Source organism: Halovulum dunhuangense (assembly GCF_013093415.1).
Taxonomy (GTDB): Bacteria; Pseudomonadota; Alphaproteobacteria; order Rhodobacterales; family Rhodobacteraceae; genus Halovulum; species Halovulum dunhuangense.
Genome location: NZ_JABFBC010000001.1, coordinates 253,163 through 268,257, shown reverse-complemented (window position 1 = coordinate 268,257; position 15,095 = coordinate 253,163). Strand labels below are relative to the sequence as shown.

Genomic DNA, 15,095 nt, shown 5'->3' with positions numbered 1-15,095 from the left:
ATCCCAACCGAAGACATCCGGTCCCGGGCCGGAATGCAGTCCAGAGAGGAACCGACATGCCCGAGACACAGGTCGAGAGAGTCCCGCTCTACGGGGATCTGGTGTGGCCGGGCGGCAGGCGTATCGCCGTCGTCTTCAACCTGGCATGGGAAATGTGGATGCCGGGCGCCACTTCTGGCGTCGGGCCGATGGGCAACGTGCTGGCCAACGGATGCTTCGATCCGAATGCCGACAGCTACGGCCACTACAACGCCACCGCCGGTATCCGTCGCTTGACCCGGATAATGGAGCGTCACGGGATCGCGGCCAGCCTGCTTACCTCCGGGCTTGTGGCCGGGCGGTTTCCGGACGCGGTCAGGGCCAGTGCAGAGTCCGGGCACGATATCGTGGCCCATGGCCTTGGGCAGAACCTCGTGTTCCCGACGCTCTCGCCCGACCAGGCACAGCACTCGATCCAGCGCACGACGGAGCTGATCGAGGCGGCGACCGGCAAGACGCCGAAGGGCTGGATCAGTCCGCGCGTCACCTCTGCAGCCGGGAACCAGCGCAACTTCGCACGGGCCGGCTATCTCTGGCATGGTGACGTGATCGACGATGACCTGCCCTATATCCAGCGTTTCGGCGATGCCGAGATCCTGGCGATCCCCATGTCGGTCGAGTTCAACGACCTGCCGCATGCGATGCGTTTCGGCCGGACGCCCGGCCAGTTCGTCACGCTGGTGACCGAGGCGCTGGACGCGATCAAGCGCCAGCCGGCGGAAACCATCATCCTCGACATATTCGCCCACGGACACTGCTATGGCCGCCCCGCCGCCGCCTGGGCCATCGACGATATCGCCCGCGCCTGCGCCTCAGACGATGCCCTCTGGATCACGACCCGGTCGGAAATCGCGGATCACTGCCGGGCCGCTTTACCGCTTCTTGCCGAGTAGCCGGATCAGTGTCGGAGCGAGGACCGAGATCACGATCATCGCGAAGATCACTTTGGAGATCGGGCTTGCGAGTAGCGACTCGACGCCGCCGATCCGTGTCGCCCGCAGGAAATTGCTCTCGAGCAGCGGTCCGAGGATGATCGCCAGCATGAAGGCCGGCGCGGGGTAGCGGTAGGTCTTCAGCGCAACGCCGATGATGCCGAAAATGACCATCAAGAGGATGTCGAAGGCCATGAAGCGCCAGGCAAAGGCCCCGATGAAGATCAGCACCGCGACCGTGGGGATCAGGATCGCGTTGGGTATGAACACGACCCGCTGCGCATAGCGCGCAAGGAACACGCCCAGCGTCCCGATCAGCAACCCCGACAGGAACAACGAGAAAAGGATCGTGTAGGCATCGACCTGGAAGGTCGTGAAGAACTCGGGGCCGGGACGCACGCCATGCAGCACGAGGGCCGCAAGCATCACCAGGGTCGATGCGCTGCCCGGCAGGCCCAGTGTCAGCATCGGGACTATCGCCCCGGCGGCCGTCGCATTGTTGGCCGAGTCGGTCGCAACCAGCCCCTCGGGGCTGCCCTTTCCGAACAGCTCGGGCGTCCGGGACCATTGCTTGGCCTGCCCATAGGCCAGGAAGGATCCGATCGTGGCCCCGGCCCCAGGAACGACGCCCACCAAATATCCGAGGCCGCTGGAGCGGATCAGGTTGAGCTTCTGCCGCATCGAGTCGCGGAGTCCCTCGAAGATCTCGGACATCCCGCGGGACTGGTTTTCGGTCTGGTCGGAGATCTGGGCCCTGCCGATCAGGAGAATGAGCTCGGACAGGCCGAAGAGACCCAGCAGGACCGGGATGATCGGCATTCCGTCATAGAGTTCCGCGATGCCGTAGGTGGCGCGCGGAAAGCCGGACATGGAATCCGCGCCGATGAAGGAGACGAGGATGCCGAAGCCCGCGATCATCAGGCCCTTGTCGAAGCTTTCCGACGAGAGCGTGCTTACCACCGTCAGGCCGAGGACGGCGATCATGAACATCTCGGCCGGCCCGAAGCTCAGCGCGAACATCCCGAGGATGGGCGCAAGCAGAAGGGCGAGAAGCGCGCCGACAAGCGCGCCGACCGTGGAGGCGCCGAACGAGAGGCCGAGCGCATAGCCCGAGCGACCGGCCCTCGACATCGGGTAGCCCTCCAGGGTCGATGCGGCGTTTCCGGGCGTCCCGGGAATGTTCATCAGGATGGCCGGGATGGACCCGGCGGCCTGGGCGCCGGCATAGATCGCCGCCATGGAAACGATGGCCACGGTCGGTTCCAGAAGCAGCGTGAACGGCAGCAGGATCGCCATGACGTTCGCATCGTTGAAGCCCGGTATCGCTCCGACGATGAAACCTAGGGCGAAGCCCAGCATCAGGAAAAGCAGGGTCTGCGCGGCAAACAGCGCCGCCAGACCTTCGATCATTGCCGAAACGTCATACATCTTGGTGCCCCGAATATTCCGATCAGATCCCGAACACGCCCTTGGGCACGTTGAAATCCATGAGAAGCGCCAACCCGTGGAACACGATGGTCGAGACCAGCGCGGCAAAGCCGGTCTGGCGCCAGCCGAGCCCTGCAAGGCGGTAGGCCAGCAGCAGGAACAGCAGGTTGGACAAGGTGAAGCCGAGGGGCTGGAATGTAAGGTAGTAGACCAGGCACAACCCGAGGAACGCGACCCGCTTGTGAAGGGTACCATCCTTCAGGTCGATGGCGGCGCCGTCCTTACCCCCCTTGCCGAGAACGAAGATCCTGACGCCAACGAGCAACGTCAAGGCCAGGGTAAAGACGAGAACCAGGTTGGGAACCCGCTGCGCGACCGAACGTGCTTCCTGGATGTGCCACCAGAAGAGAACACAGCCGATCAGCACCAGAAGCGGCACGATCATTTCGCCCAGTCTTGCCTGCATCAGGATCACTCCACTCCCTTGGGACGAATGCGGGGCCCGAAGGCCCCGCAGCCGGCTGTCACATGTTCTCGAGGTCGCGTTCCATCGAGGCGCGGAACTCGGCCAGAAGCGCCAGGTACTCGGTGATGAACTGGTTGCATTCACCCGGGTCCATGAATTGCACGAACGGCGTCAGGTTCTGCGCATCGGCCCCCGCCAGGAATTCCGGATCGCTGAGGGTGGCCTCGAGCGTTTCCACGAGACGGGCGTGCCGGTCGGGGTGATCCGCGGCGCTCTGTGCCGAGATCTGGGCGCAATAGGGCTCGGACAGGTAGGGCATGTCGAACGGAAGCACCTCGTTTGCCGGCGGCGCATCCCAAAGCCCCTGGGTCGGATCCTCGGGCCAGAAGATGGCAAGCGCCTTGGTCAGTTCGAGCACGTTCGTGGCCGACCAGTAGGGCGCCATGCAGCAATCGACATGGCCGCCGGCCACCGCGTTCCGGGCCGGCCCGCCGCCATCGAAGGGCACGACTTCGAGCGGCACGCCGGCACGCTCGCGCAGTGCGACGGTCGCGGCGTGCGCCGCCGAAAGCGGGCTCGACACCGATGCGGTGAACGGCCGGTCCGAGCTTGCGGCGGCATCGAGGAACTGCTCGATCGTGTCGTAGGGCGAATCCTTGGGCACCAGCAGCACGTTGGGATCGACGAAATAGGAGCCGACCCAGGCCACCTGGTCGACGCTGAAGGACGCCTGCTCCAGCTCGGCCAGCCAGGCGGTGTGGGGGGCCGGCGTGAACACCACTGTATGGGCGTCATGCGGGGCGTTCGCCATGAGGTTCTGGGCGATCAGGCTACCCGCACCCGGCTTGTGATCGAGAAGGAAATCCTCGCTCGCCCCGAGCAGACGACCCCATGTCGGGGTTACCAGACGAACCGACCGGTCCGTGCCGCCGCCGGGTGCGAAGGGAATGACGGCAGTCATCTGCCGGCTGGGGAAGGTGTTGGCAAAAGCCCGCGTGCTCAGCGACGTCAGCCCGGTCGCCGCCACACCTGCGGCCATTGAGTTGCGGAGAAACTCTCTTCTTCCCCTGTGCTGGATCTTCATCATGCGGCTCCCTTGTTGGCCATAACAGAACTGTCGACAGCCGTACCGTTACAGCGCTGCCGTCAACACCAGCAATGCTGGCGTAAGCTGCCGATTTTACAGGCATGTGAACCCGGTGTTCACGGAATCACTGTGGATTCCTGATTGTATGATTGTCAAGTGTTGACAATAATTCATCAACAACTCAGAGATGCATGCACAACGTTTGTGCGGGTTTGACCAATTTTGCTGGAGGAATGATGTCTGCATCATCACATGTGGCGGCGCTGCCGGATTTCGCGACCATGCGTCAGGCGTTCCTCGAGGGCACCGATACACCACGCAACCTGCTCGAGCAGTGCCTCGAGAATATCCAGCGATCAGAGGCGACCGTGAAGGCTTTCGCGCATCTCGACGTCGAGGGCGCAAGAAAGGCCGCCGATCTGTCGACCGCCCGATACGCCTCTGGCAAGGCCCTCTCTCCGATCGATGGCATGCCGGTCGGGGTGAAGGACATCATCGACACCATCGACATGCCCACCCAGATGAACAACGACATGTTCAGCGGCCATCAGAGCCGGTCCGATGCCGCCTGTGTCCGCGCAGTCCGCGAGGGTGGCGGTGTCATCCTCGGAAAGACGGTGACGACCGAGTTCGCGATCGGACGGTCCGGTCCCACGGTCAATCCGCACAATACGGGTCACACGCCGGGCGGCTCTTCTTCCGGGTCTGCCGCCGGCACCGCGGCGGGGATGTTCGTCGCGGCATTCGGAACCCAGACGCAGGGCTCCATCATCCGGCCGTCCTCCTTCAACGGCGTGGTCGGTTTCAAGCCGACGCTCGGCGCCCTCAGCACCGACGGTGTCCACCCGCTTTCGAGATCCCACGACCATCTCGGCGTGATCGGGCAGTCGGTGCAAAGCGTCTGGGCCCTGTCGCGATGGGTCGGCGAAATCGCCCCTGGCCAGGATACCAACGGTCTTGGCGGTGACGCCGCTTGCACCCTTATGCCGGTCAAGCCCGTTCGTCTTGCGGTTGCCCGGACCACGGCCTTCAGCGACCTGGATCGGCAAAGCGCTCAGGCCTTCGACACACTGCTCGGCGATCTGCGTGGACTGGGAATTGCCGTCTGCGAGCCTGACGGCGACCCCTACCTCGCGGAACTCGTGCGCCGTCTTGACCGCATCGTCGAGATTTCGATCCGGATGGTGGCCTTCGACATGCGCTGGCCCTATCGCAGCTATGTGGATGTGGCGCCAGAGGCCATGGGCCCGAGGATCCACGAACTGGTCGCGCTGGGGAAAGAGGTCAGCCTCGACGAGTACCGCGCCATGCGGGCCGAGCGTGAAGACCTTCGGAACCGCGTGATGGAATTGTCGCGCAACTATGATGCGGTCATCCTGCCGTCCGCCTCGGGGCCTGCTCCGGAGGGGTTTGAATACACGGGCGCGCGGACATTCCTGCTCTACTGGTCGTTCATCGGGTTCCCGGCCTTCAACCTTCCGCTGATGAAGGTGGACGGCATGCCGTTCGGCCTGCAACTCGCCGGCTTCCAGGGCCAGGACCACGCGCTTGGGCAAAAGGCTGCATGGCTCGAAAAGAGCCTCGCGCCCGACGCGTAGCGCAGGTCAGCCGCCCCGACTTCCCGATGCGCGCCGCCCTCCGGAAACAGGGGGCGGCGCGCGCGCAATCAGCAGAAGGAACGAAGCCGACGGACGCCGCTCTGGCAGAGTGGCGCCTGTCCGTCCCGATTTGGACAACAGATATACGATTAATTGCGATATTTGACGTGGACGGTCGCGTGTAGCATCCCCTGAGAAAAAAATGGGAGGACGATCATGCGAAACACATTCTGCCGGTCCCTCGGTCCGATCATGCTGGCGGCGGGCCTGGCCTATGCGGCGCCCGCTGCGGCCGGACCCCAGGACGACACCCTGCGGGCCGCCCTTGCGGGCGAGATCCTCAATCTCGACTATCTCTACACCACGCGGCGGGAATACATAATCCTCGCCCAGATGACCGACGCGACCCTGTTCACCATGAACCCGGAGACGCAGGCGATCGAACCGGGCGTGGCGACGTCCTACGAATTCGTGGACGACATGACGATCGACGTGCAGCTGCGCGACGACGTGCGCTTCCATGACGGCACGCCGCTGACCGCGGCCGATGTCGCCTACACCTACAACTGGGTGATCGACGAGAACTCCGAGTCCCATGCCCAGGCGCTGATCAGCCGCTGGCTGGAGCGGGCCGAGGTCACCGGCGACCATAGCGTGCGCTTCCATCTGCGCGCGATCAACCCGCTGATCATCCGCGACATGGCGCAGCGCGTGATGCTGCGCAAGGATGGCGCCTACCACCAGGGCACCGAGGTGGACCGCAACGCCATGGCGACGCAACTCGTCGGCGCCGGGCCCTACCGGGTCGCAAGCTTCCAGCCGGGCGTGGAAGTCGTGCTCGAACGTTTCGACGACTATTACGGCGATGCGCCGGATATCGGCAACATCGTCGTGCGGAACCTGCCGGACATGGGCACCCAGCAGGCCGAGCTGATGTCGGGCGGCATCGACTGGATGTTCAACGTGCCCCTCGACGTGGCGCGCAGTCTTGACGCGCATCCCGACATCGAGCATCTGGCCGGGCCCGACCTGCGGGTGTCCTTCATCGTGCTCGACGCGGCCGGCCTTGCGCAGCCCGACGGGCCACTGACCGACCTGCGGGTCCGCCAGGCGATGAACCATGCGGTGAACAAGCCCGAGATCGCCGAGTTCCTGATGGGCGGCGGTGCGTCCGAGCCGATCTACAGCGCCTGCCACCCGGTCCAGTTCGGCTGCGTGCAGGACGTGCCGCGCTACGAGTACGACCCGGAGCGGGCGCGCGCCCTGCTGGCCGAGGCAGGCTATCCCGACGGTTTCGAACTGGATCTCTGGGCCTATCGCGAGCGCCCCGTCTCCGAGGCGGTGATGGCCGACCTGGAGGCCGTGGGCATCGACATCAACCTGCGCTATGTCCAGCTCGAGACGCTGAACCAGGCGCGGGCCAACCGCGAGATCCCCGCCTATATCGGCACCTGGGGCTCAAGCGGGGTGGCCGATACCGCCCTGATCGCGCGGGTGCATTTCTCGGACACGAGCGACCGGCATCTCTCGGGCGACGAAGAGGTGGTGGAATGGGTGCTCGCGGCCGAGCAGACCGCCGACCAGGATGCCCGGTTCGAGCTTTACAAGCAGGCCATCACCCGCATCGCCGAACAGGCCTACTGGGTGCCGCTGGTCAGCTACTCGGCCGATTACCTGGTGCGGACCGAGCTGGATTTCCCGCTCGACAATGACGGCGTCCCGCGTCTGCAGAACGCCCGCTGGAAGTGATGTCCCCGGATCCGGACGGGGCGGCCATCCGCCCCGTCTTCGACCCGGTTCGCGCCTCTTCTCGATGACGGAAGGCTGACCCATGCTGAACTATGCCCTGCAACGGGCTGCGCTGGCGCTGGCGGTGGCCTTCACCGTTTCGCTTGCCGCCTTCCTGCTGCTCAACATCGCGACCGACCCGGCCTATGCCATCGCCGGCGAAGAGGCCGACCCGGAGGTGGTGGAGCAGATCCGCATCCGCTACGGCCTGGACCGGCCGCTCTGGGTCCGTTACGTCGAATGGCTGACAGGTGTGCTGCGCGGCGATTTCGGCGTCAGCTATTACTGGAACAAGCCGGTGGCGGAACTCGTGGCGGAACGCGTCGGCACGACCCTGACGCTGGCCTTCTCGGCGCTGTTCGTCACCATCTTCATCGCCATTCCGCTGGGGGCGCTTGCCGCGCTCAACCGGAACACCTGGATCGACCGCTTCGCGCTGTGGCTGGCGGTGTCGGCCCAGGCGGTGCCGAACTTCTGGCTGGGCCTGATCCTGATCATCCTCTTCGCGGTGATGCTTCCGATCTTTCCCGTCTCTGGCGACACGACATGGCGCCATTTCGTGCTGCCGGCCTTCGTGCTTGGCGCATCGTCGGTGCCGCCGGTGATGCGGCTCATGCGCACCGGCCTGATCGAGGTGATGGGCTCGGACTACATCCGTACCGCGCGATCCAAGGGCTACAACGGCGGCGCGCTTCTCATGCGCCACGCGCTGCGCAACGCGCTTCTGCCGGTGGTATCGGTGCTGGCGGTCCAGCTTGGCCAGAAGGTCGGCGGCTCTGTCATCACCGAAAGCATATTCGCGATAAACGGGCTCGGACGCCTGGCGCTCCAGTCCATCCTCGGGGCGGACATTCCCACCGTGCAGATGCTGATCTTTCTCTTCGCCCTGGTTTTCGTCGGCATGAACCTGCTGGCCGACCTGCTGAACGCGGCCCTCGACCCGAGAATAAGGATCGGAAAACCGTGAGCACCTCGTCACCCGAAATAACCGCCTCGATGGAAGAGCCGCTGCCGCCCAGCCCCGGCCAGCTTGCCCGCGCACGGGCGCTCAGGCATCGCGGCTTCCAGATCGGCGCGGGCATCCTGCTGCTGCTTGTGCTGGTTGCGATATTCGCGCCCCTCCTTGCGCCGCATGACCCCTACCAGCAGTCGCTGTCGGCGCGTCTGCTGCCGCCGGTCTGGGTCGAGGGCGGGAACTGGACCTATCCGCTTGGCACCGACCAGGTCGGGCGCGATTATCTCAGCCGCCTGATCTATGGCACCCGGGTCTCGATCACCATCGGGCTTGGCGCGGCGACCATCGGGTTGATCATCGGGGTCACACTGGGCGTGCTGGCCGGCTATTTCGGCGGCTGGGTGGACCACGCCGTCAGCTTCGTCCTGACCGCGCAGCTTGCGCTTCCGGGCCTGCTGCTGGCGATGGCGCTTGTGTTCTTCATCGGCCCGTCGGTCATCGTCGTGGTCTGCATCATCGGTGCGCTGCACTGGACCTATTACCTGGTCGTCACGCGCTCGGCGACGCAGCATATCCGCAGCCTCGACTTCATCGCCGCCTCGCGGGCCTCGGGGGCGACCGCGCGTCAGATCATCTGGCACGAGATCCTTCCGAACCTGAGTTCCAAGATCATCGTCATCTTCACCTTCGAGCTTGGCATCGCGATCCTGGCGGAAGCCTCGCTCAGCTTTCTCGGGGTCGGCATCCAGGCGCCGACACCCAGCTGGGGTCTGATGATCGCCGAGGGCAAGGAGGCGATCTTCTATCGCCCCTGGCTGGTCGTGCTGCCCGGCATCCTGCTGTTCGTGCTCGTCATCGGCGCGAACCTGATGGGCGACGGCCTGCGCGACATCACATCGCCGGAGGAGAGGGGCTGATGCCGTTGATCGAGATCGAGAAACTGAGCGTCCGTCTTCCGGTCCCCACGGGCTGGCTGCACGCGGTGCACGGGCTTTCCTTCACGCTCGACCGGGGCGAGGCGCTGGGCATCGTGGGCGAAAGCGGGTCCGGCAAGTCGATGACCGCGCTTGCGCTGATGCGCCTTCTGCCACGCGGGGCCCGGGTGGAGGCCGATGCGATGCGCATGGACGGGCGCGACCTGATGTCCATGTCCGACCGGCAGTTCGCCGACACCATCCAGGGCAACCGCATCGGCATGATCTTCCAGGAGCCGATGACCTCGCTCAACCCGGTCTACACGATCGGCCGGCAGATGACCGAGGCGGCGATCCGGCTGGGCCGGATGGACGCGCAGGCCGCGCGCGACCGGGCCATCCGGCTGCTTGACCGGGTGGGCATCCCGGATCCCGCAGCACGCATGGGCCAGTATCCGCACCAGATGTCGGGCGGCCAGCGCCAGCGCGTGATGATCGCGATGGCGCTGATGCTGGAGCCGGATCTGCTGATCGCGGACGAGCCGACAACGGCGCTGGATGTCACGGTGCAGGCGCAGATCATGGATCTGCTCGCCGATCTTCGGCGCGAAACGGGCATGGCGATGATCCTGATCTCGCATGACCTGGCGGTGGTGTCGCACGCCACCGACCGCGTGGCGGTGATGTATGGCGGCGAGATCCTCGAGGCCGGGCGCGCCTCGGACGTGCTGCGAAACGCCCGCCACCCCTACAGCGCGGCGCTCCTGCGGGCGATTCCGACCATCGACGGCCCGCGCCAGCGGCTGGCGGCGATCCCGGGAACCGTCGCCTCGCAGATGGCCCCGCCAACCGCCTGCGTCTTTGCCCCCCGCTGCGCCGAGGTGCGCCCGGACTGCACGCAGGCGCGACCGCCCGTGCAGGCCGATGGCGATCACTGGGCGCGCTGCGTCCTGCCTGGGCCGGGAAAGCTGGCCGCTGCGCCCGCAGAACCCCTGCCTGCGGCCGCCGACACCAGCCATGCCGATCTGATGATAGAGGCGCGGGGCGTGACCAAGCTCTACCAGCTCAGATCCGGGATTTTCGGAACGAAGAAGGAAATCCGCGCGGTCGATGACGTGTCACTGACCGTTCGGCGCGGCGAGACCCTCGCCCTGGTGGGGGAAAGCGGGTCGGGCAAATCGACGCTCGCACGCATCCTGCTGGGCCTGATCCCTGCCACCGCGGGCGAGGTGCGGTTGCAGGGCCAACCGATCGAAGGGCTGAGCGACACCGCGCGGGCGCGCCTGGTGCAGCCGATCTTTCAGGATCCCTATTCCTCGCTCAATCCGCGTCGTACCGTGGCCGAGATCATCGCGCGACCCCTGCGCCTGCGCGGCGAGGATGCTTCCGAGGCGCTCAGGCGCGCGCGAGAGATGATGGACCTGGTCCGGATGCCCGCGCGGCTTCTGCACAGCTATCCGCTGCACCTGTCGGGTGGCCAGCGCCAGCGCGTGGCGATCGCCCGGGCCATGATCAACAACCCCGAGGTGCTGATCTGCGACGAGCCGACATCGGCGCTGGACGTGTCGGTGCAGGCGCAGATCCTGAACCTTCTGGTGGATCTGCAGGCCGATTTCGGGCTGACCACGCTGATCATCACCCATGACATGGCGGTGGTGCACCAGCTTGCCAACCGGGTCGCGGTTCTACTTCAGGGCCGCCTGGTCGAGGAGGGGCCGGCCGCGCGGGTCCTGACCCAGCCGGAGGCCCCCTATACACGCGCGCTGCTGGATGCGGCGCCGCGTTTCGAGACGCGGCCCGCGCCGGGCATGGTGTCGGCATGAGGGGCGATCGGATGAACGACATCACGCCGGAGACGCTGTTTTCGCCCCGGATGCTGTGGCAATCCTGGCTCGACGTGGAAATCGCGCTGGCAGAGGTGCAGGCCGAGCTGGGCATGATCCCCGCCTGGGCGGCGGAAGGAATCGCCGCCGTGGCCGATGTGGACACGCTGGGTCTTGCCGCGCTGGAGCACGAGGCCGCGCGCACCCGCGCCCCGATCCATGCGCTGACGCGGGTCGTCGCGGATCGTGCGGGGCCTGCGGGGGCATGGTTCCACTGGGGCGCCACCACGCAGAACGTGATGCAGGCCGGGCGCCTTCTGCTGATGCGGCGCGCGCACCGGGAAATCTGCGCCCATGTAGCTGGCGCGGTGGCCCGCCTTTCCGACCTGGCCGACAGCCATGCCGAAACGCCGATGATCGGACGGACAAACCGGCGCCACGCGCTGCCGATCAGCTTCGGCTTCAAGGTGGCCGGCTGGATCGAGGAACTGGACCGCGCCGTCGATCGCCTGCTCGGGATGGAGCGGCGGGTCTTCGTGCTGCCCTTCGGTGGCGCCGTCGGGGCGATGCACGCCTTCGAGGGGCGCGGGGAGGAGATCAATCGGCTGATGGCCGCGCGGCTGGGCATGCGCGAACTGCTTGTCCCCGGCCGGGCCGTCAACGACATCTTCGCCGACTACGTCGTGCAGCTGGCGCTCTGGGCCACTACGCTGGAACGGATCGCGGGCGAGCTTTACGTCCTGATGGGCGAGGAAATCGAAGAGGTGGCCGAAACACTCGATGCGGGTGTGGTCGGATCCTCGACCATGCCGCACAAGGTGAACCCCAAGCTGGTCGTGCATGTCATCGCCATGGCGGCCGACCTTCGCGCGGCGGCGGCGCCTGCGATGGAGGGGGCGCTGTCGGTGAACGAGGGCGATGCGGCGGCCAACCACCTTGTCGCGCGCACCCTCGACCGGGCCTGCCCGCTGGCCTGGACGCTTTCCCGCCGGTTCGAGCATCTTTGCGCCAACATCGCACCCAGCCCCGAGCGGATGGCGGCCAACCTGGTCGCCTCGAAGGCGCACGCCGCCTCGGAGCGGCTGATGATGAAGATCGCGCCCGAGCTGGGCCATCTGGCCGCCCACGACACCCTGCACGACATCGTGGCCGAGCCCGATATCAGCCGCGAGACCATCGCGCAGCGTGTCGTGGCGCTTCCACAACTGAAGGGGCGGCTCACCCTCGACGAGGCGCGCGACGCGCTCGACCCGGTTACCTATCTTGGGGAAAGCGCCCGCATCGCACGGCAGGGGGCCGAGCTGGGGCGCGCGCTGGCGGACCGGCTGCGCGGCTCAGAGTAGCACGAGGTCGCGGGCGAGCGCGGGATCGGCGGCGCAGCGATCCTCGACCGAGGCGGCGAGCGCGTCGAGAAACCGCTCGGACAGCTGTAGCCGCATCCCCTTGGGGTGCAGGCTGACATATGTGATCCAGTGCGCCTCCTCCAGCGGGCGGAACACGGCCGGGTCGTTCTCTGGCAGGATGCCGGCGCAGACCCGGTCGATCACCGACATCCCCAGCCCGTTGCGCACCATGCTCAGCACGATGGGGGTTGCGTTCGTCTCGATCCAGTATTTCGGGCGCAGACCTGCATCGCCCAGCAGGTCGTCTGCCCGGTCGCGCCAGCGCTGGCCGGGACGCAGGCCGATCAGCGGCTCGCTGGCAAGATCGGCCAGCGAAATGCTGTCCTTCCCGGCAAGGCGATGGCCGCGCGGCAGCATCACGCCGGTGCGCGCCTTCAGGATCGGCACCGTGTCGAGCGCAATGCTCGCATTCTCCACCGGCAGGGAGATAAGGCCCAGATTGTAGCTGCGCGCCGCGACCTTGCTTTCTATGTCGAAGCGGGTCTCCACGCTCACGCTGCACTGGAACTCGCATCCCTCGTCCGCAAGCCGGGCAAGCGCAGGGCTCACCAGCCCGTTGGCCAGCGGCGCTGCCGTGACGATCGACAGCCATTCCCGCGTGCGCCTGCCGATATCGGCGGCAAGCACGGGGATCTCGTCCAGCCCGTCCAGTGTGTGCATGATGGCGCGGAAGAACAGCTCGCCGTCATCCGTCAGTTCCAGCCGCCGATGCGTGCGCGAAAAGAGCCGCAGGCCCAGCTCCTCCTCGAGGTTGACGATCAGGCGACTGGCGGCCGAGGTCGAGGTGTTCATCCGCCGCGCCGCCTCGTTCAGCGCGCCCGAGTGCACGATCTCGCGGAAGAGTTGCAGCGCGCGCAGGTTCATGGGCGGGTCATCCGTGGGTGTCTCGATGGGGCCGGGGCCGGTCGCTCTCGAAACCCCGGTCCTGCGAAAGACTATCGGTTGACCGTTCGGGAAACCAGTCTGCGCGCATCATCGGGTCGATCGGACCTGGCCGGCCCGGGTGGTTTCCGCGCACCCCCGAAATGGAAGGACGGCGCCCGAAGGCGCCGTCCCTGTTCCGACCGGTTGGGGGAGGAACAGATCAGAGGTTCCCGGCCGACATCTCGCGGGCGATGTGATCCGCCTGGCGGATCGCCAGCGCCACGATTGTCAGCGTCGGGTTCTCTGCTGCACCGGTCGTGAACTGCGAGCCGTCCGAGACGAACAGGTTCGCGATGTCATGGGTCTGGCCCCAGCGGTTCACGACGCCGTCGCGCGGGTTCTCGGACATCCGGTTGGTGCCCAGGTTGTGCGTCGACGGGTAGGGCGGGGTCGGCATCGTGCGGGTCGCACCCACCGCGTCATAGATCGCCTGACCCCGCGCGTAGGCATGCTTTCGCATCGCGACGTCGTTGGGGTGATCGTCGTAATGCACGTTCGCCACCGGCAGGCCGAACTGGTCCTTGACGCCGTGGTTCAGGGTGACGCGGTTCGTCTCCTGCGGCATGTCCTCGCCCACGATCCACATGCCGGCCATCCGCTCGTAGCTGTCGAGCGCGGTGGTGAACTCGCGGCCCCACGATCCCGGATCGAGGAAGGCGGCCATGAAGGGCAGGCCAAGCGCCAGCGTCTCCAGCTCGTATCCGCCGACGAAGCCGCGCGACGGATCGTGGCGCGACTCGTCCTGCACGATCCCGGCCATCGTCGTGCCGCGCCACATGCGCACCGGCTTGTCGAAGACGCCGTAGACCGACCCGGTCAGGTGCCGCATGTAGTTGCGACCGACCTGGCCAGAGGAATTCGCCAGCCCGTCGGGGAACATCGACGACGCCGAATTCAGCAGCAGGCGCGGGCTTTCGAAGGAGTTGCCGGCCACGCAGACGATGCGTGCGCGCTGGAACTGGAGATTGCCGTCGCGGTCGAAATACTCGACGCCCGTCACCCTGCCCGCGTCGTCGTGCAGGATCCGGGCCACATGGGCGCGCTCGCGCACTTCCAGGTTTCCGGTCGCCTCGCCCCTGGGGATGTCGGTGTAGGCGGCCGACCACTTGGCGCCCCATTTGCAGCCCTGAAAGCAGAACCCGGTCTGCTGGCACGGAGAGCGGTCGTCGTTCCAGTCGGAGTTGATCGCCATCCGGCCGGTGTGAACTTCCTTGTAGCCCAGCGCCAGGGCGCCCTTCTCGAACACCTTGTAGTTGTTGTTGCCCGGCAGACCGGCATGGCCGTTGGTGCGGGTCACACCCAGCTTCTTCTCGGCCAGGTCGTACCACGGGTCCATCTCGGCGGCGTCGATCGGCCAGTCCAGAAGGCTTGCGCCCTGCACGTCGCCATAGTTGGTCCTGGCCTTCCACTCATGTTCCTGGAAGCGGATCGACGCGCCGGCCCAGTGCGTCGTGGTGCCGCCGACCGCCTTGACGATCCAGGCCGGCAGACCCGAGAAGTCCTTTGCCACGCGCCAGTCGCCCGAGGTCGTGCGCGGGTCGGTCCAGGCCAGCTGGCCGAAGCTTTCCCACTCGTCGTTGACGTAGTCCTCGGGCAGGTAGCGCCCGCCAGCCTCCAGCGCGACGACGCTGACGCCCTTCTGGGCGAGTTCGTTCGCCAGCACACCGCCGCCGGCGCCGGTTCCGATGATGACGACGACGCTGTCGTCGTTCAGATCAAATGGTGCAGCCATAGCTAT

The 15,095-nt window shown here is 66.3% G+C and carries 12 protein-coding genes; 7 read left to right on the top strand and 5 right to left on the bottom strand.

Features of this window, described 5'->3' with window-relative positions; all coding sequences use genetic code 11:
- The first annotated feature begins 56 nt into the window (after nucleotides 1–56).
- Nucleotides 57–932: a polysaccharide deacetylase family protein gene (locus tag HMH01_RS01265; protein WP_171321715.1), complete on the top strand. Its 876-nt coding sequence runs from the start codon at nucleotides 57–59 to the stop codon at nucleotides 930–932.
- On the opposite strand, the gene HMH01_RS01260 is transcribed toward HMH01_RS01265, so the two are convergent.
- The 3 genes from HMH01_RS01260 to HMH01_RS01250 are packed head-to-tail and all read right to left on the bottom strand — an operon-like array spanning nucleotide 912 to nucleotide 3,826.
- Nucleotides 912–2,381 carry a tripartite tricarboxylate transporter permease gene (locus HMH01_RS01260; protein WP_171321713.1) on the bottom strand — a complete coding sequence of 490 codons (1,470 nt, stop codon included), beginning with the start codon at nucleotides 2,379–2,381 and terminating at the stop codon, nucleotides 912–914. The two genes, HMH01_RS01265 and HMH01_RS01260, sit on opposite strands and share 21 nt — an antisense overlap.
- Nucleotides 2,382–2,421: 40 nt before the next feature.
- Nucleotides 2,422–2,865 (bottom strand): tripartite tricarboxylate transporter TctB family protein, encoded by a 444-nt coding sequence (locus tag HMH01_RS01255; protein WP_171321711.1) that lies wholly within the window; start codon nucleotides 2,863–2,865, stop codon nucleotides 2,422–2,424.
- A gap of 58 nt (nucleotides 2,866–2,923) precedes the next feature.
- A complete protein-coding gene (locus tag HMH01_RS01250) occupies nucleotides 2,924–3,826 on the bottom strand; it encodes a tripartite tricarboxylate transporter substrate-binding protein (RefSeq protein WP_171321709.1) in 903 nt (300 codons plus the stop codon).
- Nucleotides 3,827–4,206: 380 nt separating this feature from the next.
- Here HMH01_RS01250 and HMH01_RS01245 point away from each other — a divergent pair, with 380 nt between their 5' ends.
- The 6 genes from HMH01_RS01245 to HMH01_RS01220 all read left to right on the top strand — a co-directional run bounded on the left by HMH01_RS01245 (nucleotide 4,207) and on the right by HMH01_RS01220 (nucleotide 12,373).
- Entirely contained in the window at nucleotides 4,207–5,550 is a 1,344-nt protein-coding gene (locus tag HMH01_RS01245; RefSeq protein ID WP_171321707.1) for an amidase family protein, read from the top strand.
- A 216-nt stretch (nucleotides 5,551–5,766) separates the two neighbouring features.
- Nucleotides 5,767–7,299 carry an ABC transporter substrate-binding protein gene (locus tag HMH01_RS01240; RefSeq protein ID WP_171321705.1) on the top strand — a complete coding sequence of 511 codons (1,533 nt, stop codon included), beginning with the start codon at nucleotides 5,767–5,769 and terminating at the stop codon, nucleotides 7,297–7,299.
- Nucleotides 7,300–7,381: 82 nt separating this feature from the next.
- Nucleotides 7,382–8,305 (top strand): ABC transporter permease, encoded by a 924-nt coding sequence (locus tag HMH01_RS01235; protein WP_171321703.1) that lies wholly within the window; start codon nucleotides 7,382–7,384, stop codon nucleotides 8,303–8,305.
- Nucleotides 8,306–8,334: 29 nt separating this feature from the next.
- Nucleotides 8,335–9,210 carry an ABC transporter permease gene (locus HMH01_RS01230; RefSeq protein ID WP_171325126.1) on the top strand — a complete coding sequence of 292 codons (876 nt, stop codon included), beginning with the start codon at nucleotides 8,335–8,337 and terminating at the stop codon, nucleotides 9,208–9,210.
- Entirely contained in the window at nucleotides 9,210–11,030 is a 1,821-nt protein-coding gene (locus HMH01_RS01225; protein ID WP_171321701.1) for an ABC transporter ATP-binding protein, read from the top strand. The genes HMH01_RS01230 and HMH01_RS01225 overlap by 1 nt, the downstream gene beginning before the upstream one ends.
- An 11-nt stretch (nucleotides 11,031–11,041) precedes the next feature.
- Complete coding sequence (locus HMH01_RS01220) at nucleotides 11,042–12,373, top strand: lyase family protein (protein WP_171321699.1); 1,332 nt, start codon at nucleotides 11,042–11,044, stop codon at nucleotides 12,371–12,373.
- Here HMH01_RS01220 and HMH01_RS01215 read toward each other — a convergent pair.
- On the bottom strand, nucleotides 12,365–13,297 hold the full coding sequence (locus HMH01_RS01215) for a LysR family transcriptional regulator (protein WP_171321697.1): 933 nt from the start codon (nucleotides 13,295–13,297) through the stop codon (nucleotides 12,365–12,367). The genes HMH01_RS01220 and HMH01_RS01215 overlap by 9 nt on opposite strands.
- A gap of 220 nt (nucleotides 13,298–13,517) precedes the next feature.
- A complete protein-coding gene (locus tag HMH01_RS01210) occupies nucleotides 13,518–15,089 on the bottom strand; it encodes a GMC family oxidoreductase (protein WP_171321695.1) in 1,572 nt (523 codons plus the stop codon).
- Nucleotides 15,090–15,095 lie beyond the last annotated feature (6 nt).